Origin of the sequence: Staphylococcus sp. HMSC34G04, from assembly GCF_001838765.1 — a bacterium.
In the GTDB taxonomy this organism is placed as follows: Bacteria; Bacillota; Bacilli; order Staphylococcales; family Staphylococcaceae; genus Staphylococcus; species Staphylococcus epidermidis.
In genome coordinates this window covers 73,228-99,584 of the sequence record NZ_KV838720.1, presented here as the reverse complement: position 1 = coordinate 99,584, position 26,357 = coordinate 73,228, and the positions used below count along the sequence as shown (strand labels likewise).

Annotated in this window: 27 protein-coding genes; 8 read left to right on the top strand and 19 right to left on the bottom strand. The window is 31.6% G+C overall.

Translation table 11 applies throughout. The features are described 5' to 3' along the window. Window positions 1-226: 226 nt before the first annotated feature. The 6 genes from HMPREF3241_RS04930 to norA all read right to left on the bottom strand — a co-directional run bounded on the left by HMPREF3241_RS04930 (window position 227) and on the right by norA (window position 6,731). The gene (locus HMPREF3241_RS04930; protein ID WP_070853494.1) at window positions 227-2,179 is read right to left on the bottom strand and encodes a PTS fructose transporter subunit IIABC; all 1,953 of its coding nucleotides are present in this window, start codon (window positions 2,177-2,179) and stop codon (window positions 227-229) included. A 5-nt stretch (window positions 2,180-2,184) separates the two neighbouring features. After that, window positions 2,185-3,105, bottom strand: coding sequence for a 1-phosphofructokinase (gene pfkB, locus HMPREF3241_RS04925; protein ID WP_070853493.1), 921 nt, complete (start codon window positions 3,103-3,105; stop codon window positions 2,185-2,187). Further along, window positions 3,102-3,860 carry a DeoR/GlpR family DNA-binding transcription regulator gene (locus HMPREF3241_RS04920; protein WP_002495837.1) on the bottom strand — a complete coding sequence of 253 codons (759 nt, stop codon included), beginning with the start codon at window positions 3,858-3,860 and terminating at the stop codon, window positions 3,102-3,104. The genes pfkB and HMPREF3241_RS04920 overlap by 4 nt, the downstream gene beginning before the upstream one ends. A 256-nt stretch (window positions 3,861-4,116) precedes the next feature. After that, entirely contained in the window at window positions 4,117-4,599 is a 483-nt protein-coding gene (ybaK, locus tag HMPREF3241_RS04915; RefSeq protein ID WP_070853492.1) for a Cys-tRNA(Pro) deacylase, read from the bottom strand. Window positions 4,600-4,711: 112 nt separating this feature from the next. Further along, the gene (locus HMPREF3241_RS04910; RefSeq protein WP_002495838.1) at window positions 4,712-5,182 is read right to left on the bottom strand and encodes a hypothetical protein; all 471 of its coding nucleotides are present in this window, start codon (window positions 5,180-5,182) and stop codon (window positions 4,712-4,714) included. 385 nt (window positions 5,183-5,567) lie between these two features. After that, complete coding sequence (gene norA / locus HMPREF3241_RS04905; RefSeq protein ID WP_070853491.1) at window positions 5,568-6,731, bottom strand: multidrug efflux MFS transporter NorA; 1,164 nt, start codon at window positions 6,729-6,731, stop codon at window positions 5,568-5,570. A 415-nt stretch (window positions 6,732-7,146) separates the two neighbouring features. Between norA and HMPREF3241_RS04900 the strand changes: the two genes are divergently transcribed. Beyond that, entirely contained in the window at window positions 7,147-7,764 is a 618-nt protein-coding gene (locus tag HMPREF3241_RS04900; RefSeq protein WP_070592866.1) for a DUF1361 domain-containing protein, read from the top strand. Then, window positions 7,761-8,030 carry a hypothetical protein gene (locus tag HMPREF3241_RS04895; protein WP_002445879.1) on the top strand — a complete coding sequence of 90 codons (270 nt, stop codon included), beginning with the start codon at window positions 7,761-7,763 and terminating at the stop codon, window positions 8,028-8,030. The genes HMPREF3241_RS04900 and HMPREF3241_RS04895 overlap by 4 nt, the downstream gene beginning before the upstream one ends. 49 nt (window positions 8,031-8,079) lie before the next feature. Here HMPREF3241_RS04895 and HMPREF3241_RS04890 read toward each other — a convergent pair whose 3' ends face one another. The 5 genes from HMPREF3241_RS04890 to HMPREF3241_RS04870 form a co-directional block, all read right to left on the bottom strand. After that, window positions 8,080-9,453 (bottom strand): cryptochrome/photolyase family protein, encoded by a 1,374-nt coding sequence (locus HMPREF3241_RS04890; RefSeq protein WP_002505662.1) that lies wholly within the window; start codon window positions 9,451-9,453, stop codon window positions 8,080-8,082. A gap of 195 nt (window positions 9,454-9,648) precedes the next feature. Further along, entirely contained in the window at window positions 9,649-11,205 is a 1,557-nt protein-coding gene (locus tag HMPREF3241_RS04885; RefSeq protein ID WP_002505661.1) for an SLC13 family permease, read from the bottom strand. 132 nt (window positions 11,206-11,337) lie between these two features. Next, window positions 11,338-12,279 carry a malate dehydrogenase gene (gene mdh, locus HMPREF3241_RS04880; RefSeq protein ID WP_002490753.1) on the bottom strand — a complete coding sequence of 314 codons (942 nt, stop codon included), beginning with the start codon at window positions 12,277-12,279 and terminating at the stop codon, window positions 11,338-11,340. A 128-nt stretch (window positions 12,280-12,407) separates the two neighbouring features. Next, the gene (locus HMPREF3241_RS04875) at window positions 12,408-12,701 is read right to left on the bottom strand and encodes a hypothetical protein (protein ID WP_002457641.1); all 294 of its coding nucleotides are present in this window, start codon (window positions 12,699-12,701) and stop codon (window positions 12,408-12,410) included. 20 nt (window positions 12,702-12,721) lie between these two features. Next, on the bottom strand, window positions 12,722-13,648 hold the full coding sequence (locus HMPREF3241_RS04870) for a CobW family GTP-binding protein (protein WP_002505660.1): 927 nt from the start codon (window positions 13,646-13,648) through the stop codon (window positions 12,722-12,724). A gap of 221 nt (window positions 13,649-13,869) precedes the next feature. Between HMPREF3241_RS04870 and mgrA the strand changes: the two genes are divergently transcribed. Continuing rightward, entirely contained in the window at window positions 13,870-14,313 is a 444-nt protein-coding gene (mgrA, locus tag HMPREF3241_RS04865; protein WP_002445872.1) for a global transcriptional regulator MgrA, read from the top strand. 239 nt (window positions 14,314-14,552) lie between these two features. On the opposite strand, the gene cydC is transcribed toward mgrA, so the two are convergent. Together cydC and HMPREF3241_RS04855 are read right to left on the bottom strand one after the other, a co-directional pair. Then, window positions 14,553-16,247, bottom strand: coding sequence for a thiol reductant ABC exporter subunit CydC (cydC, locus tag HMPREF3241_RS04860; RefSeq protein WP_070853490.1), 1,695 nt, complete (start codon window positions 16,245-16,247; stop codon window positions 14,553-14,555). Then, complete coding sequence (locus HMPREF3241_RS04855) at window positions 16,244-17,878, bottom strand: ABC transporter ATP-binding protein/permease (RefSeq protein WP_070853489.1); 1,635 nt, start codon at window positions 17,876-17,878, stop codon at window positions 16,244-16,246. Before HMPREF3241_RS04855 ends, cydC begins: the two co-directional genes overlap by 4 nt. A gap of 210 nt (window positions 17,879-18,088) precedes the next feature. On the opposite strand from HMPREF3241_RS04855, the gene HMPREF3241_RS04850 reads away from it, so the two are divergent. After that, a complete protein-coding gene (locus tag HMPREF3241_RS04850) occupies window positions 18,089-18,961 on the top strand; it encodes an undecaprenyl-diphosphate phosphatase (protein WP_002457516.1) in 873 nt (290 codons plus the stop codon). Between the two features lie 292 nt (window positions 18,962-19,253). On the opposite strand, the gene HMPREF3241_RS04845 is transcribed toward HMPREF3241_RS04850, so the two are convergent. Continuing rightward, window positions 19,254-19,718 (bottom strand): GyrI-like domain-containing protein, encoded by a 465-nt coding sequence (locus tag HMPREF3241_RS04845; protein ID WP_070853488.1) that lies wholly within the window; start codon window positions 19,716-19,718, stop codon window positions 19,254-19,256. Between the two features lie 195 nt (window positions 19,719-19,913). Here HMPREF3241_RS04845 and HMPREF3241_RS04840 point away from each other — a divergent pair, with 195 nt between their 5' ends. Genes HMPREF3241_RS04840 through HMPREF3241_RS04830 form a run of 3 tightly spaced genes read left to right on the top strand, consistent with a single transcriptional unit; the run spans window position 19,914 to window position 21,623 of the window. After that, window positions 19,914-20,594 carry a hypothetical protein gene (locus HMPREF3241_RS04840; protein ID WP_002499631.1) on the top strand — a complete coding sequence of 227 codons (681 nt, stop codon included), beginning with the start codon at window positions 19,914-19,916 and terminating at the stop codon, window positions 20,592-20,594. A 2-nt stretch (window positions 20,595-20,596) separates the two neighbouring features. Continuing rightward, entirely contained in the window at window positions 20,597-21,046 is a 450-nt protein-coding gene (locus tag HMPREF3241_RS04835) for a YaiI/YqxD family protein (protein WP_002445866.1), read from the top strand. Window positions 21,047-21,056: 10 nt separating this feature from the next. Further along, window positions 21,057-21,623 carry an LOG family protein gene (locus HMPREF3241_RS04830; protein WP_002445865.1) on the top strand — a complete coding sequence of 189 codons (567 nt, stop codon included), beginning with the start codon at window positions 21,057-21,059 and terminating at the stop codon, window positions 21,621-21,623. Between the two features lie 318 nt (window positions 21,624-21,941). Here HMPREF3241_RS04830 and HMPREF3241_RS04825 read toward each other — a convergent pair whose 3' ends face one another. From HMPREF3241_RS04825 to HMPREF3241_RS04815, 3 genes are all read right to left on the bottom strand, one after another. Further along, complete coding sequence (locus HMPREF3241_RS04825) at window positions 21,942-22,490, bottom strand: GNAT family N-acetyltransferase (RefSeq protein ID WP_002445864.1); 549 nt, start codon at window positions 22,488-22,490, stop codon at window positions 21,942-21,944. Window positions 22,491-22,615: 125 nt separating this feature from the next. Beyond that, window positions 22,616-22,912, bottom strand: coding sequence for a hypothetical protein (locus HMPREF3241_RS04820; protein ID WP_002445863.1), 297 nt, complete (start codon window positions 22,910-22,912; stop codon window positions 22,616-22,618). 133 nt (window positions 22,913-23,045) lie between these two features. Further along, window positions 23,046-23,465 (bottom strand): SA0632 family lipoprotein, encoded by a 420-nt coding sequence (locus HMPREF3241_RS04815; protein ID WP_002445862.1) that lies wholly within the window; start codon window positions 23,463-23,465, stop codon window positions 23,046-23,048. Window positions 23,466-23,906: 441 nt separating this feature from the next. On the opposite strand from HMPREF3241_RS04815, the gene HMPREF3241_RS04810 reads away from it, so the two are divergent. After that, a complete protein-coding gene (locus tag HMPREF3241_RS04810) occupies window positions 23,907-24,596 on the top strand; it encodes a DUF1129 family protein (RefSeq protein WP_002445861.1) in 690 nt (229 codons plus the stop codon). Window positions 24,597-24,651: 55 nt separating this feature from the next. Here HMPREF3241_RS04810 and HMPREF3241_RS04805 read toward each other — a convergent pair whose 3' ends face one another. Together HMPREF3241_RS04805 and HMPREF3241_RS04800 are read right to left on the bottom strand one after the other, a co-directional pair. Continuing rightward, window positions 24,652-25,140: a DUF456 domain-containing protein gene (locus tag HMPREF3241_RS04805; protein ID WP_002445860.1), complete on the bottom strand. Its 489-nt coding sequence runs from the start codon at window positions 25,138-25,140 to the stop codon at window positions 24,652-24,654. A gap of 6 nt (window positions 25,141-25,146) precedes the next feature. Continuing rightward, window positions 25,147-26,355 (bottom strand): sugar efflux transporter, encoded by a 1,209-nt coding sequence (locus HMPREF3241_RS04800; RefSeq protein WP_001832093.1) that lies wholly within the window; start codon window positions 26,353-26,355, stop codon window positions 25,147-25,149. Window positions 26,356-26,357: the final 2 nt, after the last annotated feature.

Below are 26,357 nucleotides of genomic sequence, written 5' to 3'. Positions count from 1 at the left end.
CGCAGGTCTCTTCAGATCTACGGATTTTCGCCTTGCCATGAAATTAGGCATATATTAGCCAGTTAAGGGAATAACGACATGATAAAATGGTAATTAGCTATATTTTTCTAACTTTGCAACATAACCAAAAAACGGCAATTCCCATTTATTTTGAAATGGAAATCACCGTTTAATTCAATTAATTTTCTAAATATTTAAAGCATTGTTATTACTAATTATATGATTACTATTCATCCATGGCTTGAGATGCTTGAATTTCATTGTCTGTTACTTTTGGTTTCAAGAAACCATAAAGTAAAGCTGAAACTAACGTACCTACAACTAAAGCAATAAGAGTTTGAAGTATATGGCTAAAATCAGTACCAACAATGACAAAAATTCCACCGTGAGGGGCTTTGATACTTGAGCCTAAACCTAAAGCTATTGCTCCAGCCACACCTGAACCAACCATCATTGAAGGAATCACACGTAATGGATCGGCAGCTGCGAATGGGATGGCACCTTCAGTAATAAATGATAATCCCATAACATAGTTCGGTACAATTGAGCCTCTTTGCTCTTTAGTGAATTTTCTTCTAAAGATTAACATTGCTGTAGCGATAGCTAATGGAGGAATCATACCACCAATCATCGCCGCAGTAATTGGAGCTGCATTACCTTCAGTTAGTGCAGCAGTAGCAAATACATAAGCTGCTTTATTAAATGGACCGCCCATGTCAATTGCCATCATAGCTCCAATCACAAGACCAAGTAACATAATATTAGAGCCTGACAAACTATTTAAACCATTTAATAACAAATGATTTAACCAAGCTGCTGGCGGATTAAAGACATACACCATTAATAATCCAGTAATTGAAACAGAAAGCAATGGATAGATTAAAGTAGGTTTCAAGCCTTCAATTGCTTGTGGCAATTTACGTGTAATATATTTAATTCCTTGAGTTAAATAACCTGCTAAGAAACCTGCAATAATTCCACCAATAAATCCAGAACCTCCAGAAATAGCTAACATACCACCAACTAAACCAGCTGCAAAACCTGGTTTATCTGCAATACTACGTGCAATGAAACCAGCTAAAATCGGAATAATTAAAGCAAAGGCACTATTTCTACCGATATTCCATAATTGTTCAGCAAATGCATTATATTCTGAACTATCAGGTTTAAATGAGTTTGCGCCGAATAAGAATACAATTGCCATTAAGATACCACCCGAAATAACAAGTGGTAACATATTAGAAACACCATTCATTAAATGTTTATAGAATGCTTTTCCTGGACTTAACTTTTCTTCATTATCGTCATGTTTTTTCGATCCACCTTGCGCTACGAATGGTTTACGATTTGTATCTAATGCTGTATTAATTAGTTCTTCGGGGCGTTTAATACCATCAGCAACAGGAACCTCAACCACATTTTTTCCATCAAAACGATCAGTTTCTACATGGACATCTGCTGCAACAATTATTCCAGTTGCACGTTCTATGTCTTGTTCAGTTAAATGATTTTTAATACCACTAGAACCATTTGTTTCAACTTTAATTTTGATGTTCATCTTCTCAGCTTGCTTTTTCAAAGCGTCACGTGCCATATATGTGTGGGCTATACCAGTTGGGCATGCTGTAACTGCTAAAACATATGGCTCATTATTATCTTGACTTGAGTTGTCAGTTGAAACAGTTGCATTTTCATTCGCTTCTGCTTCTTCTTCTTTTGTTGCCTCATCATCAGCTTCATCGATAATGTTTAACACTTCTTCAGGAGATTCAGCATGAATTAATTTTTCACGTATTTTCTCATCCATTAATATTCCGGAAAGTTTCGCAAGTGCATCTAAGTGCGTTTGTGCTCCACCTTCAGGCGCTGCAATCATAAAGAATAAGTGTGCAGGTTGCATGTCTAAACTCTGATAATCCACACCTTCTTTAGATTTACCGAATGCAATTGCAGGTGTTTTAACTGCTGCAACTTTAGCATGTGGTATAGCAATACCTTCACCAATCCCTGTTGTACTCTGAGATTCACGATTATGAATTGCCTCTTTAAACGATACAGGATCACTTAACTTACCTGCTTTATCCAATTGATTAACTAGCTCAGTAATCACCCCACTCTTATCAGAAGCATCTAAATCCATCGCTATTGTTTCTTTAGTTAACAGTTCAGTAATTCTCATCTTTTTCACTCCCCATCAAGTACAGAAATTGTCACTTGAGATTTAATATTTTCTATAGCATCTCTTGTCGCTAAATCTTCTGAAAAAGCAGTCGCTGTTCCTGAAGCTACGGCCTGTTGAAAAGCTTCATCTACATTAAGACCCATGGACAACCCTGCTACCATACCTGCCACTGTACTATCACCAGATCCTACTGTATTAACTACATGTCCTTGTGGATTCACAGCTTTAATACTTTGATGTTGATCAACATATATCGCACCATCACCACCAAGTGAAATGATGACTGATTGTGCCCCTTTTTTTAAAATTTCTTTACCATACTTTATAACCTCTTCATCACTCTTGACTGTAGTGTTAAACATTACTTCTAATTCATCTTTGTTTGGTTTAATAAATAATGGTCGATATGGTAATACTGTTTCAACAAGATCTTTTTCTGCATCAACAACTAGTTGCGCACCAGTTTTTTCAGTGATTTGTGCTATTTGTGCATAAGCATCACTTGGAATACTTTTCGGTACACTTCCAGCTACAATAACAATATCGTCTTTTGTAGTGCGACGTATTTGTGATAAAAGTTGTTCAAATTGCGCGTGTGTCACTTTAGGTCCGGGTGCATTGATTTCTGTTTCTTGACCTGATTTTAGTTTCACATTAATACGCGTATCCTCATCTACTTGAACAAAATTTGATTGAATATTACTGTCCTCAAGTGTTTGAGTAATAAAATCCCCAGGGAAACCTCCTGAAAATCCTAAGGCTGTAGAATCAACATCTAAAGTTTTAAGTACTCTTGATACATTGATTCCCTTACCTCCAGCAAATTTATACGTTGCTTTTGCCCGATTTAATCCTGCTATTTCAAATCCATCAGTAAAAATGATGTAATCGATTGAAGGATTGAAGGTAACTGTATATATCATGATTTCCCTCCTAAAAAATTAAATTCATTCATGTAAGCTTCAGTCATCTTGCTTTGCATTGCCTTTTGCGAAGTTATGATGCTAAGCCCATCTAAAATTGGAACTCTTGCAAAATAAATTTGATTAAACTTTGATTGATCGACAAGCACATATTTATGATTTGATAGTTTCATAGCTGTTTCTTTAATCAAAGCTTCTTGTTCATCAGGGGTTGTTAATCCATATTTTACATCAATACCGTTCATTCCTATAAAAGCGCGATCAAAACAATAACGTCTTAATGTTTCTAACGCGTTAGCACCAACTGTAGCCATTGTCGTAGGTTTAACTTGGCCACCAACCATTAAAGTTTTAATACCGTGCTTTAATAGTTCTTCAACATGTGTCATTCCGTTTGTTACAACAGTAATATCTTTTGCCTCAATATATTGAATTAACTCAAAAGTTGAGGAACCCGCATCTAGAAATATACATTCATGATCTTGGATATCACATGCAGCACGTTTAGCGATTTCTTGTTTTTCACGTAAATTCTGAGTTCTTTTTTCAGATAACTTAGGTTCCTTAACTCGATTTTGATGAATTGTAGCACCACCATGTACACGTTGTAATTTACCCATATTTTGCAACTTAGATAAATCTCTTCGTATAGTTGATGCACTACATCCTGTTCTCTCAACTAAATCTTGAAGTGTTAAAAAGTCCTTTTGAGTTAATTCTTGTAAAATTAAATTCTGTCGTTTTTCTGATATCACTGCTATACCTCCCCCTAACTCACTTATATTGTAATGGCTACGCTTACATATTTCAATCAAAATCTTCCATTTTCAATCAAAAACAATCATTTTGTGACAAAAATAAAAACACCTTTCAGATTAGGTGTTTAAAATGGATTACATCATCACAATTTAAGTCGTACATTTTGATTTTCAGTGATCATTTTCTATTTATTAAACAATGTCTTTACAAATTTATTCAAATAATGTTGAAATATTAAATGTCTATTTATGATTAATTCTGTGTAATAGATTCTACTTGAGCCTTTGTCATGTCAATTAAATCATTCACATAAATGATAATTTGCATCCCTCTTTGACCTCCGCTAATATAAACTTTTTCTAAATTTCTAGCGGAAGCATCAATCGTCGTTTTGAATGAATGTTTCATACCGATAGGTGAACATCCTCCTCTAACATACCCTGTTACTTGTTTTAATTGATCGAGAGGCATTAAGTTCAATTTCTTTTCATTAACAACATGAGCAGCCTTCTTCATATCTAACGTTTCATTAACTGGAATGACAAAAACATAGTGTTCATGATTAGAATTCTCTAGTACAAGTGTTTTAAAGACTTCTTCTATTTTAGCACCTACGAGTTGAGCAATCTCTTCTCCATGTTGATGCTTGTCAGTAACTTCGTAAGTATTCATTTGATAATTAATTTTAGCTCTATCTAAAATCCGCATTGCATTTGTTTTTTTAGTTTTAGACATATACTCACCCTTTATAATAATCATTCACAATTCATTTTAACATGAAAACTTTATTTCATTTACACTAACACTATTAAAAACACGCTTTCTTATATAGTAGAAAGCGTGTTAATTAATGATAATTGATGTTTGATGCATGTACAGTCCCACTTTTATTGACTTTAACCTTAGTTTGATGAAGTTTATTTTCACTAGAAAATACATATACTGAATGAAGCGACTCGTTGAAGGTACGCTCTATATTATATTTTTTACTTAAATGATTCTCAGCGTAATTCAAAGCAATTACTTTACATTCTTGTGGGTTGAAATCATAAGATGTTTGCGTTCTTACACTTTGTTGATTTGTTTTATTAACATTCTTTTGATGATCAGAGTTTTTTTCTGAAGCTTCAGCAACATGATTCATATTTATATTAGGGAATATATTGTTATGAGAAACTGTTTTTACTTTAGTAAAAGTGCAAATTGTTTTATGGACTTTCGCTAATGCATTTTGGTTTGTAGCTAAAAATAATAAAAGTACTAAACAAATTGACAAAATAACTGCAACAGAACTTAAAAATAAGTTTTTCAATTTCATCTCCTTACCCACATTTCTCTTAAGATTTATTCTATCTTAACACAACAACTTTAAACAAAAGATATGTAGATTACAATTTAAATAGATTGTAATATTTGTAACAATAACATTAATGTAGTTGTTATTTTTGTTACATAAACCACTAATAATTCATAATCTTTTAAAACTTATATTTAAGATAACATCAACTTTGCATTACAAGTTATAAAACAAAAGAAGTGGGACACAGAAGTCATCTTGAACACTGTGTCCCACCTCTTCCGTCTAAACTTGCCTTGTCCGTGGAATTTCTCGGTGAAATTCTTTTTGTTGGGGCCCCAAACCCCAACTTGCCTTGTCTGTGGAATTTCTTGGTGAAATTCTTTTTGTTGGGGCCCCTTGAGTATTAATTTGCTTCTTTACGACGTGACTTAAGTCCTTTTTCAATAAAAATAATGATAATTCCACTTAATGAAACCGCAATAGCCATATATAAAGGAAACTCTAAATTAACATCGAATAATGCACCAGCTACAAGAGGACCTATAAAGTTACCCATACTGGTAAAAGTTGAATTCAATCCACCTGCAAAACCTTGCCGTTTACCTGCTATATTCGAGAAGTAATTGGTTAAAGCCGGTCTAATCATATCAAAGCCTATAAAAACAACAAAGCTAATAATCATAATCGTCCAATAACCGTTTGCAAGCACTAACATAACGAGAACAATAGCTGAATATAGTAATGACCATGCAATAAAATTAAGTTCACTCATATATTTCATAAATTTATCAAAGAAGAATACCTGGAATAATGCGCCGAACACGCCTCCACCGATAATAGCTATCGAAATATCTTTAGGAGTATAATTTACTTTGTCAGCTGTATATAAAGAAAACAATGTTTCAAAAGCAGATAAACCAAATGCTAATACAAGTGTTAATATAACTGGCGTAATAAATACTTTCCAATTAATTTTAGTGAATAATTCGGGTTGATATTGGTGGAATCCATCTGTGGTTGCTTTGTGAGGATTATGAATTAATAAAACTGACATAATGAATGCAACAACACCTAATGTTCCAGCAACATAGAAAGGTAATCTATGTGAAATTTCAGCTAAAAACCCTCCAAATCCAGGCCCTAATATGAAACCTGAATTAATAATTGCCGACATATATCCAAAGTTTTTAGCTTTATCAGCTCCTGGAGAAATATCTGCAATCATACCTGTTACACCAGGCATGACCATGCCTGCACTAAAACCACCTAAAACACGTGAAATGATTAAAATGGTAAAACTTTGACCGGCTGCGAACATAAATTCAGAGACAGAAAAGAATACTAAACCGATACATATAATTAATTTTTTCCCCAATTTATCAGCTAGTGTCCCACCAAATGGTGAAATAATCATTTGTGATAATGCAAAGGCAGCAACTAGCATTCCTAAATCACTACCTTTTAATCCTAAATCCTTTAAATATACAGGAAGTACAGGAATAACTAACCCAATTCCTAAAAATATAAGAAATATATTAAAATAAAGAATAAATAATTGCTTTTTCATAGGACACCCCCCTTTTTTTTCTAATATGATAAGCATACCAATCATTTTGAATTTTATCGCAAGTTTATTTTTTAATTTTAATGTCTCGCATAAAAACTTTACTTTACTAAAAGTTTCTACATTGTATAACAATTTAACGTGGCATGACAATCATTTTGAAAAGTTTAATATTTAAATTTCACTAAACTCTATTTTTAGTTAAAAATTTAGCATATAATTAAACGAAACTGTATCTTCCTAAACTTTCGACATAATCTTAATCAAATTTACCAAAGTCTAATGAATGTACGGTTTAATTTTTCTTCACTTTCACATCTGTATAAACAGAAAGCACCTCAAATTGTTTGAAATGCCTCAATGTAAAAGTTATCATTAACTCTCGATTATTAAACTCTATAGAAAGTAGTGCGTGGTTATGCAATCTCGTTACTTTGCAAGAATATATTTCATTATCTTATTTGCTATATCTTTGACTGAATCACATATTTTTAACTTTATGACGTTAAATTTATTTTTAGCATACGTGCCTTTTGAACTTTGTCTACTTTTAAAATTATTCAAACCAGTCAAAGCTTTTGAATGGCCCTTATTTATTGTTTTCGGACTCATATTTCTATTATTAGTTCCAAACACATTTTATATGATTACCGATCTCATACACTTAAACCAATTTCAATTTAACTTTTTAGCTGGATTAAACATCACAGAATGGATTTATTTCACCTATTTAATACTTGGCGTACTCTTAGCAATATACCTCACAACTCTTATATTTTTAGAAATTGCACATTTTACGTCTTATGTATGGATAAATCGACTATTGATAGTTATATTAATGTTCTTAAATGGATTAGGTATTTACATCGGTCGATTCTTAAGACTACATACTGTCTATTTATTAAATGCACCTTTAAAAATTGTGAAAGAGGTTTTTTTAATCATAGATGTTAAAGCGTTACTATTTGTCATTCTAATGGTGCTCATACAAGCAACAGTCATATTGTTTGTTAAAGGGGTGAGATTTTACCAATGATGATTGAAGTAATATTAATGGTATGTCTCATCATGATTCAACTCATGATAGGTCATTTATGGCATCAAATAGGATGGAGCTATACTAAAGCTATTTTATTAATGTGTTTACCGTTGGGGATAGGATTATATTTGATGCAATTATTTTATTATGAGACCCGTTATACAAATTGGGAAGTCCCTTTTAAAACTAAATTAAACCTTAAATATATGTATATTTTAACTTTGTTAGAATATATTTTAATCTATGTTTGTTTTTTTATGTAACTAGATAAAGATCTGAACACACGTATACTGTTGTTCAGATCTTTTTTCTTTAATCTAATGCTTTGAATTCTGACATTACACGTTGTCTACTTTCTTTGTGATCAATCATTTGTTTAGGATAGTCTTTACCTATTTCAACACCTTGACCCTTTATTTGTTGCTCGAATTTATGGGTATCGTGTAAATACTTAGCATCTATCTGATTTAATTTTGGAATGTAAGTTTTAATATATCGAGCATTATTATCAAAACGCTCGCTTTGTCTTATAGGATTAAACATTCTAAAGTATGGTACAGCATCTGTTCCAGTAGAAGCCGACCATTGCCATCCGTGAACATTTGAAGCTGCATCATAATCTATTAATTTTTGTTTGAAAAATGACTCACCCCAAATCCAGTCAATAAACAAATCCTTAGTTAAAAATTGAGAAACTATCATTCTCATGCGATTATGCATAAATCCAGTTGTTTTAAGTTCCTCCATTGCTGCATCAATAATAGGAAAACCAGTATTCCCATCTTTCCACAATTTAAAATTCTCTTCATCATAAGACCATTTCAATTGTTGGTATTTTTCTTTAAAAGCAACATGAGCTGTTTCGGGATAATTGGTCATTAATACATAATAAAACTCTCTAAAAATCAATTCACGTATAAAAGCTTCGTAATTTTGTTCATTTTTATCATAATTTTGAAGTAAATCGTTGAAAACTTGTATAATATCTATCATTCCATAAGCTAAGTAAATACTTAGTTGGCTTGTTAATACTTCAGACAAATATTCCCTGTTTTCTTTATAATTTTCGATATCTTGAGATAAAAATTCAGCCCAACGATTTTGAACATCACGTTCACTTATGCCATATGAATGATAATCTTTTTTAAGTTTATGTTGAGATTTCACTGCAACCTTTGTAATATCTTCTAAATGATAGTCATATTCATCTCTAATCATTAAGTAAGGACGCCATTTTCTATAAAAACTGGTAAATACTTTATAAGGTTCCCCTTGTTTATTATGTGTTTTGCAAGGGTTAAAATAATGATTTGCCCTTAATGATATTACTTGAATATCAGCTTGTTTAAACCGTTTTCTTTGATGTAAAATATCATATTCTTCATGATGATAACTCATAATATCACCTGCAACAACAACTTTGTCTATAGCTTGTTTTTTACAAAAATCTATTAATTTATCATAAGACATCAAAAAGGGTTCTATATCATATCGTTGTAGTTCATACATAAACTTCTGTATGGACCCATAATAGTATTGTGCTTTCTTTTTTGCTTCTTCTTCAAACTCTTCAGTTGGAATAATAAAATAACATTGATTTATAGATTCTTTATTTCTATATATATAATCAAATAAGGGGTTATTATTTATCCTAAAAACTCTATTTAAAATGACACCTATAGCCATTAGATATTACCACCTAACATTAATTTTTTGTTATACCCTAATACTAAATTCTATTTACATTCATATATTTTTATACGCTTCATTTCAACTATTAAGATTAACTTGCCACGAATTTATAAAATATGTCTCGTAAAGTTAAAATATTAAACTTTACGAGACATTTATAATTATCATTTAAATACCTAAATCTTTTACTTATACTAAACCAAGCCATTTCCAATACGTCAAACTAAAAACGATAACTAAAATATAACCTACTATCGTTAAAGGTATACCTGTCTTTAAAAAATCCTTTACAGTAAAAGTCCCAGTACCATATGCAAGCATATTTTGTGGTGCACTAACAGGTAGCAGGAAACCAAAACTAATCACAAATTGTTGTATTAATACAAAACCAATAGCATGATCACCTAAATTTAGCGTTGAAGTCAAAGAAATAAACACAGGTATTAACGCAGAGGCTAAGCTCGTTGCACTTGCAAAACCTAAATGTATTAATATATTAAATAAAGTAATTAACGCAATAGTTGCTATGATTGGTAAATGTTTAAGCCCCATTAAACCAAATGTTTGATCGCTTAACCATTGAGCGGCTCCTGTTTTAAGTAATACATTACCAAGTGAGATTCCTACACCAAATACTATAATCGTTCCCCACGGAATCTTCTTTTCAACACCTTTCCAAGTAATAACACCAATCTTTGGCATCAGCATAATACCTAGAGCAACTAGTGTAATCGAAGCTGAATCAATCGGATGTAATACTTTCTCAGTCGACCAGAAGAATAATAAAAGCACTGAAATCACAATTAGTCGCCATTCTCTATGACTGACTGGTCCTAATTTATTAAGTTCCTTTTTAATTAACTCTTTGCCACCTTCAATTTTATCGTGTTCAGGTGGCATAAACTTAATCATTATAAAATAAAGAGCTATAGACATAATGATTGACCACGGCGCAGCATATAAAAACCACTCTCCCCATGATACATCATGTCCTAAATTTTGGTTAATAAAATTGATGGCTACAATATTTTGTGCTGCAGCCGTTTTAATACCTATATTCCATATCGAAACTGCTTGTACAGCAGTAATAATTAATAATGAAGCAAGTCTACTATCCTTACTCACATTAAATGCAGCAATCATTCCCAGTAATATTGGGACAACTGCACCAGCACGCGCTGTAGCTGATGGTACAAAAAATGCTAGAACAATAGATACTAAAATAGCACCAATGACTATATTTCTAGTTTTATTTCCTACAATTGATAGCACAAGTAATGCAAGTCGTTTATGTAAATTGGTTTCCTGCATTGCTGCTGCTAAAAATAATGCTGCAGCTACAAGTGCTACGGCTGAGGTTGAAAAACCACTGAAAGCGTGACTAAGCGCGTTATTCGTTCCTAAAATATCGCTACCTTTTAGTATTATGTCGCCACTTTTAGGGTTTCCAAGTTTTTCGGATAAATCTTGAACTGGACTTAAACCTAGTAAAAGTATCATTAATCCTAAAATTAATGTTGCAGAAACTGGATAAGTAACTGCTTCTGTAACCCACATAACTACAGCGAAAGCTAGAATAGCTAATGCTGCTTTAGCCATTACAGACAATCCTGCTGGTGTGGGTAATAACAAGATAGTAATTAAAATAATAAAACTAATGATAATCCACACAGGTTTATAATTTTTTTTAGACTTTTTATCATGATATTTTTCAGTGTGTGCTTGATATTGGTCCCCTTTAGCCATTATCATCGTCTCCTTATTCTATAAATATATGTTCATTATATCAAGAAAGCGCTTTTATATTTCAACGACAAATACCCTTCACACAATTTTCACAAAAATCTAACAACTTCCGATGAAGGATTTCCTAGTTATTTATTTGAATTTTAATGAGTTTTTGACTTCACTCACAGCTTGCGCAGAGTGTTGTAGTTGTTGATATTCATCATTATTCATATCTACCTCTATAATCTTTTCTATTCCTTGATATCCTATTATAGTAGGAACACCAAAACAAATATCTGAGCATCCGTATTCTCCTTCTAGATAAGCAATACTTGGTAATAAACGTTTCCGATCATTAAAAATTGCATCTATAGTTTCATATATGGCAGTTGCTGGTGCATAATAAGCTGAGCCTTGACCTAATAATTCAACAATTTCTGCACCACCCTTACGTGTACGTTCAACAATTTGATCAATCTTTTCTTTAGAAATAAGATGTTTAACGGGAATCCCATTAATGTGTGTTGTATTTACCAAAGGTAACATCGTATCACCGTGTCCTCCTAACACAAACCCATTTACATCTTTGACAGACACGTTAAGTTCTTGAGCGATAAAAGTTCGATATCTTGCAGCGTCTAAAATTCCAGATTGACCAATAATACGTTCTTTAGGAAAACCTGATGCTTTAAATGCTGTATATGTCATAACATCAACCGGATTAGTCAGTACAATAATTATTGACTGAGGTGCATACGTTGCAATTTGTAGTGCAGTTTCTCGTACTATTTGTTCATTAGTTTGAACTAAGTCTTCTCTTGTCATTCCTGATTTCCTAGGTATACCTGCAGTCATCACCACTACGTCTGAGTCTTTAATATCTTCTATATTTACTGAACCATGTATAGGTGTGTCAAACCCCCAAATGGGTCCGCTTTCTAAAATATCTAACGCCTTTCCTTTAGCCATCCCCTCTGATTGCTGGCGTTCAATCAACACAATTTCTGCTAATTCCTTTTGTGCAAGAATGAATGCTAGAGTCCCTCCTGTATGTCCCGCACCAATAATTGATATCTTTCTTCTATTGACCATAAGCAATGCCCCCTTGTTTAATTTTCTCTTTAAAAATCAAAAAGCTTTGCCAATTCATGTTAATTATAACATTGAAATGACAAAGCGCTTGAAGACTTATGTGAAATAAATATTTATATAATGACTGACTATCCAAAAATATCATGATTTAATCCAAAAACATAAAGCAGTACAAAAAATGCTATACCACTTAATATTGTTAGTATTAAGGTTAATATAAGTGTACGTTTAAAATGTCTTATGAAGGCAATAAAAAGCATTCCTAAATTGTAAGCAAAGAATAGACCAAATAAGACCATTGTAATTTTTACATCGGTATAAAAGATATTAAATAATAAGACAACAAAGGCAAAACCTAAATATGGAAAAGTGATTAGGTTTCTTTCAAATTTAATTTGTTTGTTACGGTTATCTTCATTCATTTTTATCATACTCTCCTTATTTATGAGAATTGCAACATATCGAGTTTATTTTTTAATCTGTTAACATCAAGTTGTTCACCAATCAATACTATCGTTAACGGATAATCCCCATTAATAACTTCATAATCTGGCATACCAAATGAATATTGAAACTCATATGTCACATTGGGTTCATCTTTAAATTGTACATATCCCTTTAATCTTAAAACATTATCAGGCATACGCAAAATAAATTGGTAAAATAATTGTCGATCAATGGCTGTTGTAAATGTGTATTGCATACTATTTATACCATGGTGATGAGAATGTGTGTGTGTCATTACTAATTGATCACGAAATTGTGGCATCTCATCGATATTAACTTGTCCATAAGTAGTATATATTTTTGAACTATATTTGTTTACTTCGTTAAGTTGTTTTTTTAAAGTATCTCTGTCTTCAACAGTTATTAAATCTAATTTATTAACGACGAGCACATCGCTTACCTCGAGTTGTTCTTCCATGAGACGCTTTGTGGAGTCAGTATACTGTTGTCTTTGTAAAAAGCGAAGTGCATCAACAATACTAACAACATGGGGACGTTCAACAAACTGAACTATGCGAGGATCTTGACACGCCATGATCAATTCAATAGGATGCGCGATACCAGTTGCTTCTATTATAATATGGTCCGTTTCATGGTTGTGACTGAGCATCTCAATTTGTTGAACTAAATCTGATTTCATATCACAACAAACACAACCATTCAATAATGGATACACTTTGACTAATTCACTCAAATGGTTACCATCTACATCAAATGATCCAAATTCGTTCATAATTACTGTTATTTTCTCATCAATTTTTAATAATTCATTAATATAATGTGTCAGGAACGTAGTTTTACCACTGCCTAAGAAACCGCTAACGATTGTGATTTTCAACTTTTCATTTTTATTATTTTTCATTTTAATATATCCTTTACTATTACAAACATTTTAATATATGATAACATAAATATTTAATTATCTTTTTACTTGATTTAATGTAAGATATCTTCTAAACTTTAAACATACTTTAATTTTAGCATGACATTGAATCATAGTGTTGTATATAAAACAAGCAACATAGATGGATTCCAATCCGAAAAAAAAGAGAATACGGATAGAATGTCTGGAGGAGAACTTTAATGTCTGAACAACATAATTTAAAAGAGCAGCTATGCTTTAGTTTGTACAACGCTCAAAGACAAGTTAATCGCTACTATTCAAACAAAGTCTTTAAAAAGTACAATCTAACATACCCACAATTTCTTGTTTTAACAATATTATGGGATGAATCACCTGTTAACGTCAAAAAGGTCGTTACAGAATTAGCACTTGATACTGGAACTGTATCACCATTACTCAAGAGAATGGAACAAGTTGATTTAATCAAACGTGAACGTTCTGAAGTAGATCAACGTGAAGTATTTATTCACTTAACAGACAAAAGTGAAATGATTAGGCCCGAATTAAGCAACGCATCTGAGAAAGTTGCAACTGCTTCTTCTTTATCTAAAGATGAGGTCAAAGAACTTAATCGTTTATTAGGTAAAGTCATCGATGCATTTATCGAAACAAAAGAAAAGTAATGTGTTGCTGTCATGAAACTAAAGTTAAAGGTTAAGTTTTAAATACATTGTACACTCAAACATATTATATAATAAAGGTGTGGACAGAATTTGAATTAAATTCATGTTCTTCCTGTGGTAACGAGAACTATGACTGAGAAGACTGAATACAAGTTCTTTTTCATTTTAGTCATCGACTACCAATATATAACAAAATCCTGAGACAAAATTTAGTGTCTCAGGATTTTGTTATATATTATTTAATTAAAAAATTTCATTTCGTTTCTATTCATTTCTATTACTTTTTTTAAATAACCATCATGCTGCATTAATTCTTGATATGAACCATTTTCTATTATTTCTCCGTCATTCATGACTATAATTTTATTAAATCTTGGAAGTATTTCTAAATCATGTGTAGCTATGATGAGTGTTTGAGATAAGGATTCAATCAAATTTATAATTTTTTGGGTATTATTAATATCTAGTGCTGTAGTAGGTTCATCTAATATCCAAAAATCGGCCGAAGATCTTAATAGCAATCTCGCTAAACTTAGACGTTGAACTTCCCCACCTGATAAATTATGACCGTCTAACTTAACTATACTATCTAAATTTAAATATTCTAATCCAACATCTTCGAGAACCTTTTTGAGGTGATCATCTGATTGCTCAGAAAATAAATTATCACGAATTGTACCATCAAAAATATATTGAGATTGAAGCATTGCATTAAATGTTTGATATTTTTCATTGTCATTGATACTGTTCATATCTTTACCGTTTAATATCACTTTTCCCTCTTCTATTTGAAATAGCCCAAGTAATACATGAAGCAAAGTACTTTTACCTGATCCAGAAGGACCGATGATCGCTACCTTATCACCATATTCAAAGGTTAGATTAATCTGTTTTAGAATAGAGTGATATTGATGTTCATATTTAAAAGTGACATTTTTAATTTCTAATAAAACATTTTGCGAACGCTTTAAGTTTGTATGTTCTGAAGGAATTTTATACTTAGGTACAATAACCTCGTGTATCTCTTCAAGTGCCTGGTCTGTATCCGCTTTATAATATGCCACATTGCTCATAGGTACTGCTTGTTCAAATAAAGTTAATATCATCAATATAATACTTGTAATATAAATAGCATTGAGCTGACCATCATGAATCTGTTGCGCGCCTAACACTAAACACATAAATATTGAGAACATTGCAATTAAGTTTAACAAGTAGTCATAAATTGAAAGAAATCGGCGTTCCTTAAGTTGCATATCATCAAATTGACGTAAAGCATGGGAAACTGTATTTTTGAAGTCATCGCTACGATTGAAACGTTTTAATTCTTCATGACCTTCTTTATAATCATAATATCTTTTAAGAAATATTTTTTGCGTTTGAGTCACTTGTTGCTTTAATTTACGTGCTTTCTTAGCACTTAAACAAGGAACAATCCATAAAGTTAATAACATACTTAAAGTAATCACTAATGCATGTAGTGGTGATAAAAACAACATAGTTATTACTGAAACAATTGCAGTTAATCCGATTACAATCGGTGGGTAATATACTCTCAGATATATGTTTTGTAAAGCTTCTACACGGCTTATCATTTTTGTAATAAGATCACTTGAATTAAATCTTCTATAGATATCTGGAACGACTGGATATAGCATTTTTAAAAATTGAACTCGTACATTACGTAACATTGTAAATGTCGTCTTGTGTGAAAGTAATCTTTCTATATAGCGTGTGATTGCTCTTAAAAATCCAAACAATTTAACAGATACAACTAAAATCATTAATGCATAGAGTGGCGTACCTAGCGCACTTTGAGTAATCATATAACCACTTAAAAAGAACATTGCTAATGCTATAATTCCACCTAAAACACCTACCATGATAGCGCATATTAAATCTCTATCTATACTAAAATGAATACGTGATTTCATTGATCTATCGTCACCTCACTACGCGAAACAGAAATGATCGAGTCATCTTTTATAAGATGACCACTTTCGAGATATATACGCCGTGCTGAACTTCGAATGGTTGAATCACGGTGTGCAATAATAAACACTGTCGTTGTAGAAAAATGATGCTCTAATACTTGTTGTATGACCTTTTCAGTTTCAATATCTAATCCTATCGCTGGTTCATCAAAAATAACAATATCAGGTTTCAATAATAATAAACGACTTAACTCAATACGTCTCATTTGTCCACCTGATAACATTTCCCCACCTTCACCAATAGAAGTATAGATACCATATTTCAATGAAAGTACTTTCTCTTTTAACCCCACTTCATCAAGCACTTGAATCACTTGCGCATCACATATCTCATCATCATACATTGCAATATTATTTTTGATAGAATCTGCAAATATATATGGGCGCTGACTTAGAAATCCAATATTTAATGATGCTTGGTTAAATGAAAGTTTTCCATGTGTGGGTGTTACTGATTGACTAAGCAACTTAGCTAAAGTGGATTTCCCTGCACCACTCGGTCCCACAATAGCGACCTTTTCTCCTTTATTTACCGAAAATGAAATGTTTTTCAATGCCATATGATTACTATTAGCGTATTGAAAATCAACATGTTTGATTAAAACTTGTTCAAACTGTTTCTCATCCACTTTTAATGTAGGTGAGTCAGCTTTATCTTCAGATTCTAAAAATGAAAACACCACATCGCTAGAACCTTCACTTTGCTTACCTGTATGAAATGCTTGACCTAAGTCTTTAATCGCATTATAAAATTCAGGAGCTAAAATAATCGCAATCGCTGCAGTCACAAAGTTGATATGGTTAAACACAACTAAGCTTAAAGCCACTTCCAATGCGACCAATCCAATCCCTAACATACTTATGAATTCAAGCATAAGTCCTGATAAAAAGGCACTTTTCAAAATACGCATTGTTAAATCTCTAAAACGTGTACTGTCTTTATAAAGTTGTTGCTCAGAATGTTTCGTTTGATTTAAAAGTTTAAATGTAATAAGACCTTTAGCAGTATTTAAAAAACGTTGACTAAACTGGTTTAAATATGTCATTTGATCCTTCGACTCATCTCTTGTTTTAAGTCCAAAAATAACATAAAACAATGGAATAAAAGGTGCGGTAACTATCATAATAATAGCAGTAGGTAAATGAACAAAACACATGGTAATAATAATAACGATGGGAATTAACATTGATTTAAAGACTTGAGGTAAATAACTCTGAAAGAACGGACCGATACCATCAATACTTTCAGTTAAAATATTTATTTCTTCACCAATTGAACGGACACTTTTCTTCAAAATCATTTGTTCTCTAAGCATATGCTTTATTTTAAATGCCAAATGATCTCCTAAAAATTGAATCAGCATATTAAATGTTGCCCTTAAAATAAGGGAGATAAAAATAACTGATAACAATAATAATAAAGATTGTTGTTGGTAATACAGTAAGTGATTTAAAAAGTGTGAAATTGAAATGTTTTGCACAACGACCGTAAAAGATAAAAAAACGCTCATGATTAACATGAGTGCGGGGTATAATTTATAACTTAAAACCATTTTTGTTAGTTTTTTCACAATAATCTCACCTACATATATTATAGAGTGTTTACAAAAAATTAAAATCATTTCGCTCACAGAATAATTCTAGTCATAACTTAATACATTTATAAGACTTTGGTCTAGTATTTAGATTGTAAACACCATCAATATGATTTTCTATGCTATGATAATATGGTATTTTGAGTACTAGTAATAAATTAATAGAGATAAGAAAGTGGGTAAAGTATGTTTTTACTTGAATTAATAAAAGGCATCATCTTAGGTATCGTAGAAGGACTTACCGAATTCGCCCCTGTTTCTTCTACTGGGCACATGATACTTGTCGATGATATGTGGTTAAAGTCAACTAATTTTCTCGGTTCTCAATCAGCATTCACATTTAAAGTTGTTATACAGTTAGGTTCGGTATTTGCGGCTGCTTGGGTATTTAGAGACCGCTTCTTAGAAATTTTACACATTGGTCAACATAAACCTGAACCTTCCACTGCGGGAGATAGACGTTCAAAACCACGACGTCTGAATTTAATACATGTATTAGTAGGTATGGTCCCAGCAGGGATTTTAGGATTTTTATTTGATGATTTAATTGAAAAATACTTATTTAGTGTACCAACAGTCTTAATTGGTTTATTTATAGGTGCCATTTATATGATTATAGCTGATAAATATTCTAAAACTGTTCAGCATCCTCAAACAGTAGATCAAATTAATTATTTCCAAGCATTTGTCATTGGTATCTCTCAAGCAATAGCTATGTGGCCTGGATTTAGTAGATCTGGTTCAACGATTTCAACTGGTGTTCTTATGAAATTGAATCATAAAGCTGCATCTGATTTCACTTTTATTATGTCGGTACCTATTATGTTAGCTGCAAGTGGGTTATCTTTACTAAAACATTATGAGTACATTCATTTAGCACATATACCATTCTACATTTTAGGTTTTTTAGCGGCATTTATTGTTGGATTAATTGCAATTAAAACATTTTTACACTTAATTAATAAAGTTAAGTTAGTCCCTTTTGCCATTTATAGAATTGTCTTAGTTATTTTTATAGCAATCTTATACTTCGGATTCGGTATTGGCAAAGGAATTTAATAAAACACACGTATGAAATATATTAGTCTATTTCAATAATATAGAAATGGTTGTATATCAACTTATTTTCAGTATGTTTACCATCATTACGTATAAAATTGAAATATTGTAAGATGTTTCAGGTTTTACTAGGTAATGAAAGTTACCAATCATTAAACTCTCGCCAGACAGGTGGGAGTTTTTTATTAAACTTATTGTTCCTTATATTTTCTTTATTATAAATAAAATGTACTTTGTTGCTATAAAGGTTTTTTAGTATGAGTACTAAAAAATATCGAATTTGTCTATTTTTTTAATTTACTTCATAGATAGGCACTAACATTTCACACACTTTATCTGTTCCCTCTTCCTCAATGTATCTCTCTATAATTGGTTCATTTCTCATACGCAAATGAGTTTCATTTAAAATATTTTCTAAATGACTAAAGAAATTCTCTATATTTCTTTTTGTATGACTAATTTTAAACACAGCATAGATGCCACCTATAAAATTTATTTTAGATATTGTCTGATCATTTACTGTTTCATCTATTCTCAAAACAACGTCATATCTACATTGATTACTTTGAACGTGGAGAGGATTATCTAATGCTATACCTAACACACCGTATTTCTCAACATATTTCCAATAATGATTAGTCTGAATCCAATGCTTAAAGGTCTTCATCATTTCAAAGTTTTTATCACTTTGATAAGTACCTATCATTCTCATATAAACGACGCTACTGTCATCTAATTTTTCAATCTTATATTTCATATTATCGCTTCCACTGAGAAAGTAACCCGAGTTAAAATTTTTTGCAATATGAATTTTAAAATTTTGTTATACAAAAAACACTTTATGATGTTAATATGAAAAATTTATTTTCAACCATACAACTAGTATCAATCGTTTATTTTCATGTATCATAGGGTATGAAAAAGAATAGTAAAAGTTATGGAGGCAACGTGTATGGACAAAAAGAAACTCATTAAAACACTTATCAATGTATTACCAATCGTTATCGTACCATTAGTAACTGAACGTAAGCGTATTAAAAAACATCCAGATGTACAGAAAGTAACTAATGCTACATCTAAAGCAACTTCAAAAACAACATCTGCAATTTCAAATAAAGCTTCAGACGTCAAAGAGTACGTAGGAGATAAAAAGCAAGAATTTGATAATAAGCGTGAATTGAAGAAAATTGCGAAGGAAAATGATCCAGCTTACATTGAGAAAAAAGGCGAAAAACTAGCTAAACAAAATCGTAAAAAAGCAGACAAAATGGACAAAAAGCTTCAAAAGAATATTGAAAAACGTCATAAAGAAGAACAAAAACAACGTGAAGCTAATCAGAAACAACGTATTAAAGACATGAAAAAATCTCAAAAATACGAAGAGCAAGTTGGCTTAACTCCTGGTAAAATAGATCACGAAATTGAGAAAAAAGGCGAAAAACTAGAAAAAGATAATCGTAAAGATATTAAAAAACTAGACAAAAAGCTTCAAAAGAATATTGAAAAACGTCATAAAGAAGAACAAAAACAGCGTGAAGAAGCAGAAAAAGCTAGAAAAAAAGAATTTAAAAAATATGAAAATTACGTGGCTGACAGTGTCGTAAAACAACATAAGGAATCAAATCATTCTTAACCATGAAGACTAACGTAATTATAGATGGAGATGCTTGTCCTGTTGTTAATTCTGTCATTGAATTGACGAAAGGGACAGGCATTTTTGTTACGATTTTAAGAAGTTTTAGCCATTTTTCACAACAAATACAACCCGAACATGTAAAAACTGTATATGTTGATGACGGTCCCGATGCGGTAGACTATAAAATAGTCGAACTTGCTAGCAATAATGATATCGTCATCACACAAGATTATGGACTTGCCAGTCTACTGATAGATAAAGTACATACCGTCATGCATCATAAAGGAAATATTTATCACTCAGACAACATCCAAAGCTTATTAGATCAAAGATATCTAAATGCTCAAACAAGAAGACGAGGTGGTCGTCACAAAGGCCCTCCTCCCTTCACAACAGAAGATAGACTTAAATTCGAGCAGGCTTTTAGAAAAATCATTAATCAAATCTAGGAGGCATATTATGAAAAGAATTGCTGTTTATTGTGGTGCAAGTAAAGGAAAAGACCCGTCTTACGTTAAAGAGGCATACGAATTAGGAAAATATATGGCTGAACAAGGATACGAGCTTGTATTCGGAGCAGGATCAGTCGGCATTATGGGAGCGATTCAAGATGGCGTACTTGAGCATGGTGGTAAAGCTATCGGCGTCATGCCTAAAATGTTAGATGAACGAGAAATAACAAGTCAAAAAGTAAGTGAGCTTATATTAGTAGATTCTATGCATGAGCGAAAAAATAAAATGACTGAACTTGCCGATGCTTTTATTATGGCTCCAGGTGGCGCTGGTTCATTAGAAGAATTTTTTGAAATGTATAGTTGGGCTCAAATTGGTATACACCAAAAGCCTATTGGTGTATTTAATTTAAATGGATTCTTTGAGCCACTACAACACTTAATCGACCATATGATTAAAGAAGGATTTATTGATGAGAAATATCAAAAACTTGCCCCATTATATGATACTAAAGAATCACTCATCGAAGGACTTAAACATTATAAACCGTTAGGTGTACGTACATACGATTAATAACGTAAAAAGTAGAGAACCCACAAATGATTTCCTCTAAAGAAACATTTGTGGGTATTTTTCAATAAAATTATCAAACTCTTTCATCTTTATTAAAATTCATCTTAAAATTAAGTATCAAATAAACATAATCAAATCTTATTTAAGTAGAAATTTAGCATTTAATAACTTTGTATTTTATATTATTGACTTATAATTTTTCAGTTCTTTATTATATGGATGATCATTTTCAATTATACAAAAACTATAAATCCCATTTCATGTAGGCGCTTTTATGAGTCATAATTTTCATTTGTACAAGAACTACTAACTTTCCTTTCAAGAAGGAAGTAGCTCTTTATAATATCTTACATGACGTTTAAGGGGATGGTATTTACTAAGATTCGGATATTCAAAATGGTCTAAAAAAGTCATTCCTAATTTTTCCATGACTTTTCTAGAGGGCAAATTATTTTCAGAAGTAAAACTATATAATTCTTTAATTCCTTTATCTCTAGCATATTTCATTACGGCTTCCGCCCCTTCTGTAGCTAGACCATTTCCCCATACTTCTGGAATTAGCCTCCACCCTATTTCATAAAACGGTAACTCTTTAAAAGGGTAATGGCTATCTTTTGATACGTAATTCACACCTATAAAACCTAACCATTCTCCCGTCTCTTTCAACTCGACAGCAAATAAACCTAGACCACTTTCTTGTATTATGCTATCCATACTTTCCATGTCTATCTCAGAACGACGATAACTAAGTAAACTAGGGAAGTATCTACGTACTTGCGTATTAGCATTCATTTTTTGAAAGGGTAATAAATCTTCGGTTTTCCAATCTCTTAAGTTTAAACGTTCAGTTTCAATATAAATAACCATCTTAAACACTCCATTTAATCGAAAATGTTTATTTTGCCTATATTTTAATATAAAATTAACGCGTTATGAAGTTTTTAACTCTACTCATATCGCGTTATTTAAACATATATTCTTTTTTATATTTATTAGTTTTTAGAAATATAACTAATCAGTTTAATGTGTACCGGTATTTCTTTCAAACGATCACTTTGATTTTTAGGTGCAACAAACGTCGCATCAATAAAATCATTTTGGTGATTAAGGTGGTATGTTGCCACAAATGTATCTGTATCTGATTCAAAGTTAGGCAAATGTGCAATGACTCGTTTAATATCACCTGTTGTATCTTTAATAGTTCGACCAGTCAGATTCTCTAACTCACGACCTAACTCTACTAATGTCATCTTTTTACCTTCTAAAATATTAAAATCTTGTTCATGCATCGTTCTTCTCTCCTCTTAAAGCTATCAACTATTCGCTATCTTCCAATCTAAATGTTTGTTAAACTCACTAATACCTATTCGCCACATACAATACCCTTCTCATTTCGTATTCAAACGTTAGGAATAACTACTATCATTCTTGTCGATGATTATTTTTTCTATTATCCTCTGATGGCTTCTGCTGTGTATGTGGTTTAGAGGATTGACCGTCATGTTCATCTTGATTGCTTTTTATTTTGTTAGTTTGATCATCATGATTAGCAGATGTTGATTGATTATTTGAAGACTTTTCTTTTGCATCATGATTATCTTTATTTTTCTTATCTCGGGATGTGCTTTTAGCAGGTAATTCGTTTACATCTTCTTGGAGACTATCCTGTTTGTGTTTAAGCTTATCCTTTTGCTCTTGTAACTTTTTCTTCTGCTTTTTTAAATCTTTATTTTCTTTTTTTAATTGGTCAATGCTTTTTTCTAAAGAAGCTTTTTCGTTACTTTTACCACATGCAGTTAACACCAATGTTGTAATTAATAGTAAGGTTAACCATTTTCTCATGATAGACTCCTTTGTAGTTACTTATCGATACACTTTATTTTAACATGGTTTTTTGATTTAATCATTTTTTAACATAAAATATCAATTCATTTCATTACATTTAATTTCACAAAGTAACATATATATTTAATGGGAAATTATTTACTCTTTATTTATAAAAGTTTACTTTTATTAAAGCTATATTTTTAGTTATGATATCATTCGCACTTTTTTATCAAAATTAAACGATATTTGTGTGAAATAGAAAAAAGATTTACAATTCTTATCATTTTGTGCAATAGCCGTTTGAACTTGTATAAGAGTAATGATATACAGGTAATAATTATGATATGATTGTGTTTATCATACTAATCATCATGTTTTTAAATGATAATTTAGCTTAGTTATCCTTTTTAAAGTAGTATTTATTTATGAATTTAAAATTTAAGGGAGTATTTTATTATGAAATCCACTGCGCAATTAACAAAGGAGAATAATGTCAAAGCTTTACGACTGAACAATACCGATCGTGAAATATTTGAAAATTACATGACATATGTGCGTGCTGACTTACGTGTTAACCCTCATGATTCAGAATTAATGTTAAACCGTACTTTGAAACACTTAATTCGTGCAGGTGACACTGGAATGCTTGCGATGGAGTTTTTCAACCATGATCCTAAAGCACATGCTAAAAAAGAGATCAGAGCACTCCCAAATGAAACATTTAAAAACATTTTTAAATATATAAGTCATAACTTCATTCTTTTAATAGGTATTTTTTGTTTTCTTAAAGGATTGATTGGCTTTTTTATAGGGGGCGATAGTAATTTACTATATTTATATACGTTTCCCCTAACTGTCATTATTGGTTTAGTAATTATATTTTTATTTATTTGGATGAACTTTAAAACGGTACAATTACAGTGCTTTAACAACTCTTATTGGACCTGGTGGCTCACCTATGGTGTCATCGCATTATTATTAATCACTCTTTTTTATGTTTTTTTTATACCACAATCCTTTTTAGCGTTTGGACCATATATTAAAGTTAGTAATTGGACTTTCATCATTATTGCGATAATAATCACCCCTATTTCATTTTATGTGAATCATCACTTTTATAATAAAGAAGCAAATACACGCATATAAAAAGACTTACACTCAAAACGTTTGTTTTGAGTGTAAGTCTTTATTTGATCTCAATTTAATTTATTAGAAAGACATCTAAAAAGAACCAAATAACCATCACAATCATTATTAGACCTTGAGCAACTGTACTCGCTAAAAATGCAATCACTGAGCCAAAACTCACCTTTATAGCTTGTTGAAAGTTAAATCCTTGAACCAATTCAACAATGAACACAGCAACAAAAGGAATAATGATAATACCAAAGGGAGGAAAAACGAAACACCCTACAATCACACCTATGAGCGCTGTGTATTCACCTATTTTACTTCCTCCAAAACGATTGACGAAATATTTATTCATCACAAAATCGGCTACTAATATCATAATGGTAAAGATGATCATTGCAACATAAAAAATCCACGATAATCTTCCATCATGAAAACCAAATTGATAAATTAAAAACCCAATCCATAGCATTAAAAGTGATGGTATCACCGGTTTAATTAAACCAATAAATGCTAATGCAAAGGCTATAATAATTAAAATCCATAATATCGCTGTCATCTCTATCTACTCCACATCTTCTATTGTAATTTTTTGATCTTTCGTAAACAAGATGAGTATCATCCCTACGAAGATAGAACTTGCTGAGACAAAGAATACATTTTCCAAACCAACCCAATGACTCATCACACCACCTAGCAAATTACCACCAAGTTGTCCTATTACCATGGCATTGGCAAAAAGTGTTGATGCATAACCTGGAAAATCAGGAAGAATATCTTGAAAATAACTAATCCCAAGACCTAGTAATATTGCTAGAAAGATGGCTAAACATATTTGCCCAACAAGCATCATATGAAAATTTTTAAATACACCAATACTAAAGTAAAATGCGCCACCAAATACAGAGCCAATGATTAATAAAGTTCGAGTTGGCAATTTAGCAGATAATATACCTAAAATAACCATAAACGGCACTTCTAAACCCGCACATAAACTCGCTAAATAGCCTACATATCTTTCCTTTTCATTTAAATAATCTGTCACAAAAAGTGGCATATTCATCGTATACATCCATTGCCCAATATGAAGTAATATAAACGCTATAAATGGAATAAATAATGATTTATCTTTAAACATATTTGGTGCAATTTTCTCAATATGCTGTTGTTCAGAAATTTGATTTTTCACCGGTAAATTTTTATAAAAAAACACTTGTAAAATTAAAGTAAATAAAATAATAGCTATTGTGCCACCAAATAATCCAGAATAACCTTTTAACTCAATAAGTTGCGCACCTATAAATGGCCCAAATAAAAAACCAAGTGAAAACATTGAACGTAAAACAGTATTAGCAAACTTAGCACGATCACGTGAACTTGAAGCATTGATTGATTCCCTGGCAGAGGCATACAATTGTGGCATTGCTGGTGCAAATAAACCTTGAAACAGCGCATATAGCACGATGAACAACCATATTTGATGAACGTAGAAATAAATTGAAAAGCTCACTGCCCCCATAAACAAAGCAGTGATGATTAGAATCTTTCTATTAAGGTGATGTGTATCAGAAAACCTTGCAATAATGGAATTGACTATAAACTGACTTATCGCAGCAAGTGCAAGTAGCAGTCCATATTGTGTCGTCGTCATCCCCAAATCTTTTGTAGCAAATAAAATTAAATAAGGTACAGTCACTGCTATTCCCATACCTAGTAACAACATATTGACCACAAACAATTTATAATTCTTTATTTGCAATAATGCTGTAAACATCT

What these genes read in the sequence shown, in the direction of transcription:
- HMPREF3241_RS04845 (WP_070853488.1), bottom strand. Translation starts at nt 19,718, where the DNA reads ATGAAATATAAGATTGAAAAATTAGATGACAGTAGCGTCGTTTATATG.
- HMPREF3241_RS04800 (WP_001832093.1), bottom strand. Translation starts at nt 26,355, where the DNA reads ATGTTTACAGCATTATTGCAAATAAAGAATTATAAATTGTTTGTGGTC.
- pfkB (WP_070853493.1), bottom strand. Translation starts at nt 3,105, where the DNA reads ATGATATATACAGTTACCTTCAATCCTTCAATCGATTACATCATTTTT.
- HMPREF3241_RS04830 (WP_002445865.1), top strand. Translation starts at nt 21,057, where the DNA reads ATGAAAAGAATTGCTGTTTATTGTGGTGCAAGTAAAGGAAAAGACCCG.
- HMPREF3241_RS04840 (WP_002499631.1), top strand. Translation starts at nt 19,914, where the DNA reads ATGGACAAAAAGAAACTCATTAAAACACTTATCAATGTATTACCAATC.
- HMPREF3241_RS04820 (WP_002445863.1), bottom strand. Translation starts at nt 22,912, where the DNA reads ATGCATGAACAAGATTTTAATATTTTAGAAGGTAAAAAGATGACATTA.
- HMPREF3241_RS04895 (WP_002445879.1), top strand. Translation starts at nt 7,761, where the DNA reads ATGATGATTGAAGTAATATTAATGGTATGTCTCATCATGATTCAACTC.
- HMPREF3241_RS04810 (WP_002445861.1), top strand. Translation starts at nt 23,907, where the DNA reads ATGAAATCCACTGCGCAATTAACAAAGGAGAATAATGTCAAAGCTTTA.
- HMPREF3241_RS04890 (WP_002505662.1), bottom strand. Translation starts at nt 9,453, where the DNA reads ATGGCTATAGGTGTCATTTTAAATAGAGTTTTTAGGATAAATAATAAC.
- HMPREF3241_RS04870 (WP_002505660.1), bottom strand. Translation starts at nt 13,648, where the DNA reads ATGAAAAATAATAAAAATGAAAAGTTGAAAATCACAATCGTTAGCGGT.
- norA (WP_070853491.1), bottom strand. Translation starts at nt 6,731, where the DNA reads ATGAAAAAGCAATTATTTATTCTTTATTTTAATATATTTCTTATATTT.
- HMPREF3241_RS04885 (WP_002505661.1), bottom strand. Translation starts at nt 11,205, where the DNA reads ATGGCTAAAGGGGACCAATATCAAGCACACACTGAAAAATATCATGAT.
- HMPREF3241_RS04850 (WP_002457516.1), top strand. Translation starts at nt 18,089, where the DNA reads ATGTTTTTACTTGAATTAATAAAAGGCATCATCTTAGGTATCGTAGAA.
- ybaK (WP_070853492.1), bottom strand. Translation starts at nt 4,599, where the DNA reads ATGTCTAAAACTAAAAAAACAAATGCAATGCGGATTTTAGATAGAGCT.
- HMPREF3241_RS04815 (WP_002445862.1), bottom strand. Translation starts at nt 23,465, where the DNA reads ATGAGAAAATGGTTAACCTTACTATTAATTACAACATTGGTGTTAACT.
- mdh (WP_002490753.1), bottom strand. Translation starts at nt 12,279, where the DNA reads ATGGTCAATAGAAGAAAGATATCAATTATTGGTGCGGGACATACAGGA.
- HMPREF3241_RS04875 (WP_002457641.1), bottom strand. Translation starts at nt 12,701, where the DNA reads ATGAATGAAGATAACCGTAACAAACAAATTAAATTTGAAAGAAACCTA.
- HMPREF3241_RS04835 (WP_002445866.1), top strand. Translation starts at nt 20,597, where the DNA reads ATGAAGACTAACGTAATTATAGATGGAGATGCTTGTCCTGTTGTTAAT.
- HMPREF3241_RS04825 (WP_002445864.1), bottom strand. Translation starts at nt 22,490, where the DNA reads ATGGTTATTTATATTGAAACTGAACGTTTAAACTTAAGAGATTGGAAA.
- mgrA (WP_002445872.1), top strand. Translation starts at nt 13,870, where the DNA reads ATGTCTGAACAACATAATTTAAAAGAGCAGCTATGCTTTAGTTTGTAC.
- cydC (WP_070853490.1), bottom strand. Translation starts at nt 16,247, where the DNA reads ATGAAATCACGTATTCATTTTAGTATAGATAGAGATTTAATATGCGCT.
- HMPREF3241_RS04805 (WP_002445860.1), bottom strand. Translation starts at nt 25,140, where the DNA reads ATGACAGCGATATTATGGATTTTAATTATTATAGCCTTTGCATTAGCA.
- HMPREF3241_RS04900 (WP_070592866.1), top strand. Translation starts at nt 7,147, where the DNA reads ATGCAATCTCGTTACTTTGCAAGAATATATTTCATTATCTTATTTGCT.
- HMPREF3241_RS04910 (WP_002495838.1), bottom strand. Translation starts at nt 5,182, where the DNA reads ATGAAATTGAAAAACTTATTTTTAAGTTCTGTTGCAGTTATTTTGTCA.
- HMPREF3241_RS04930 (WP_070853494.1), bottom strand. Translation starts at nt 2,179, where the DNA reads ATGAGAATTACTGAACTGTTAACTAAAGAAACAATAGCGATGGATTTA.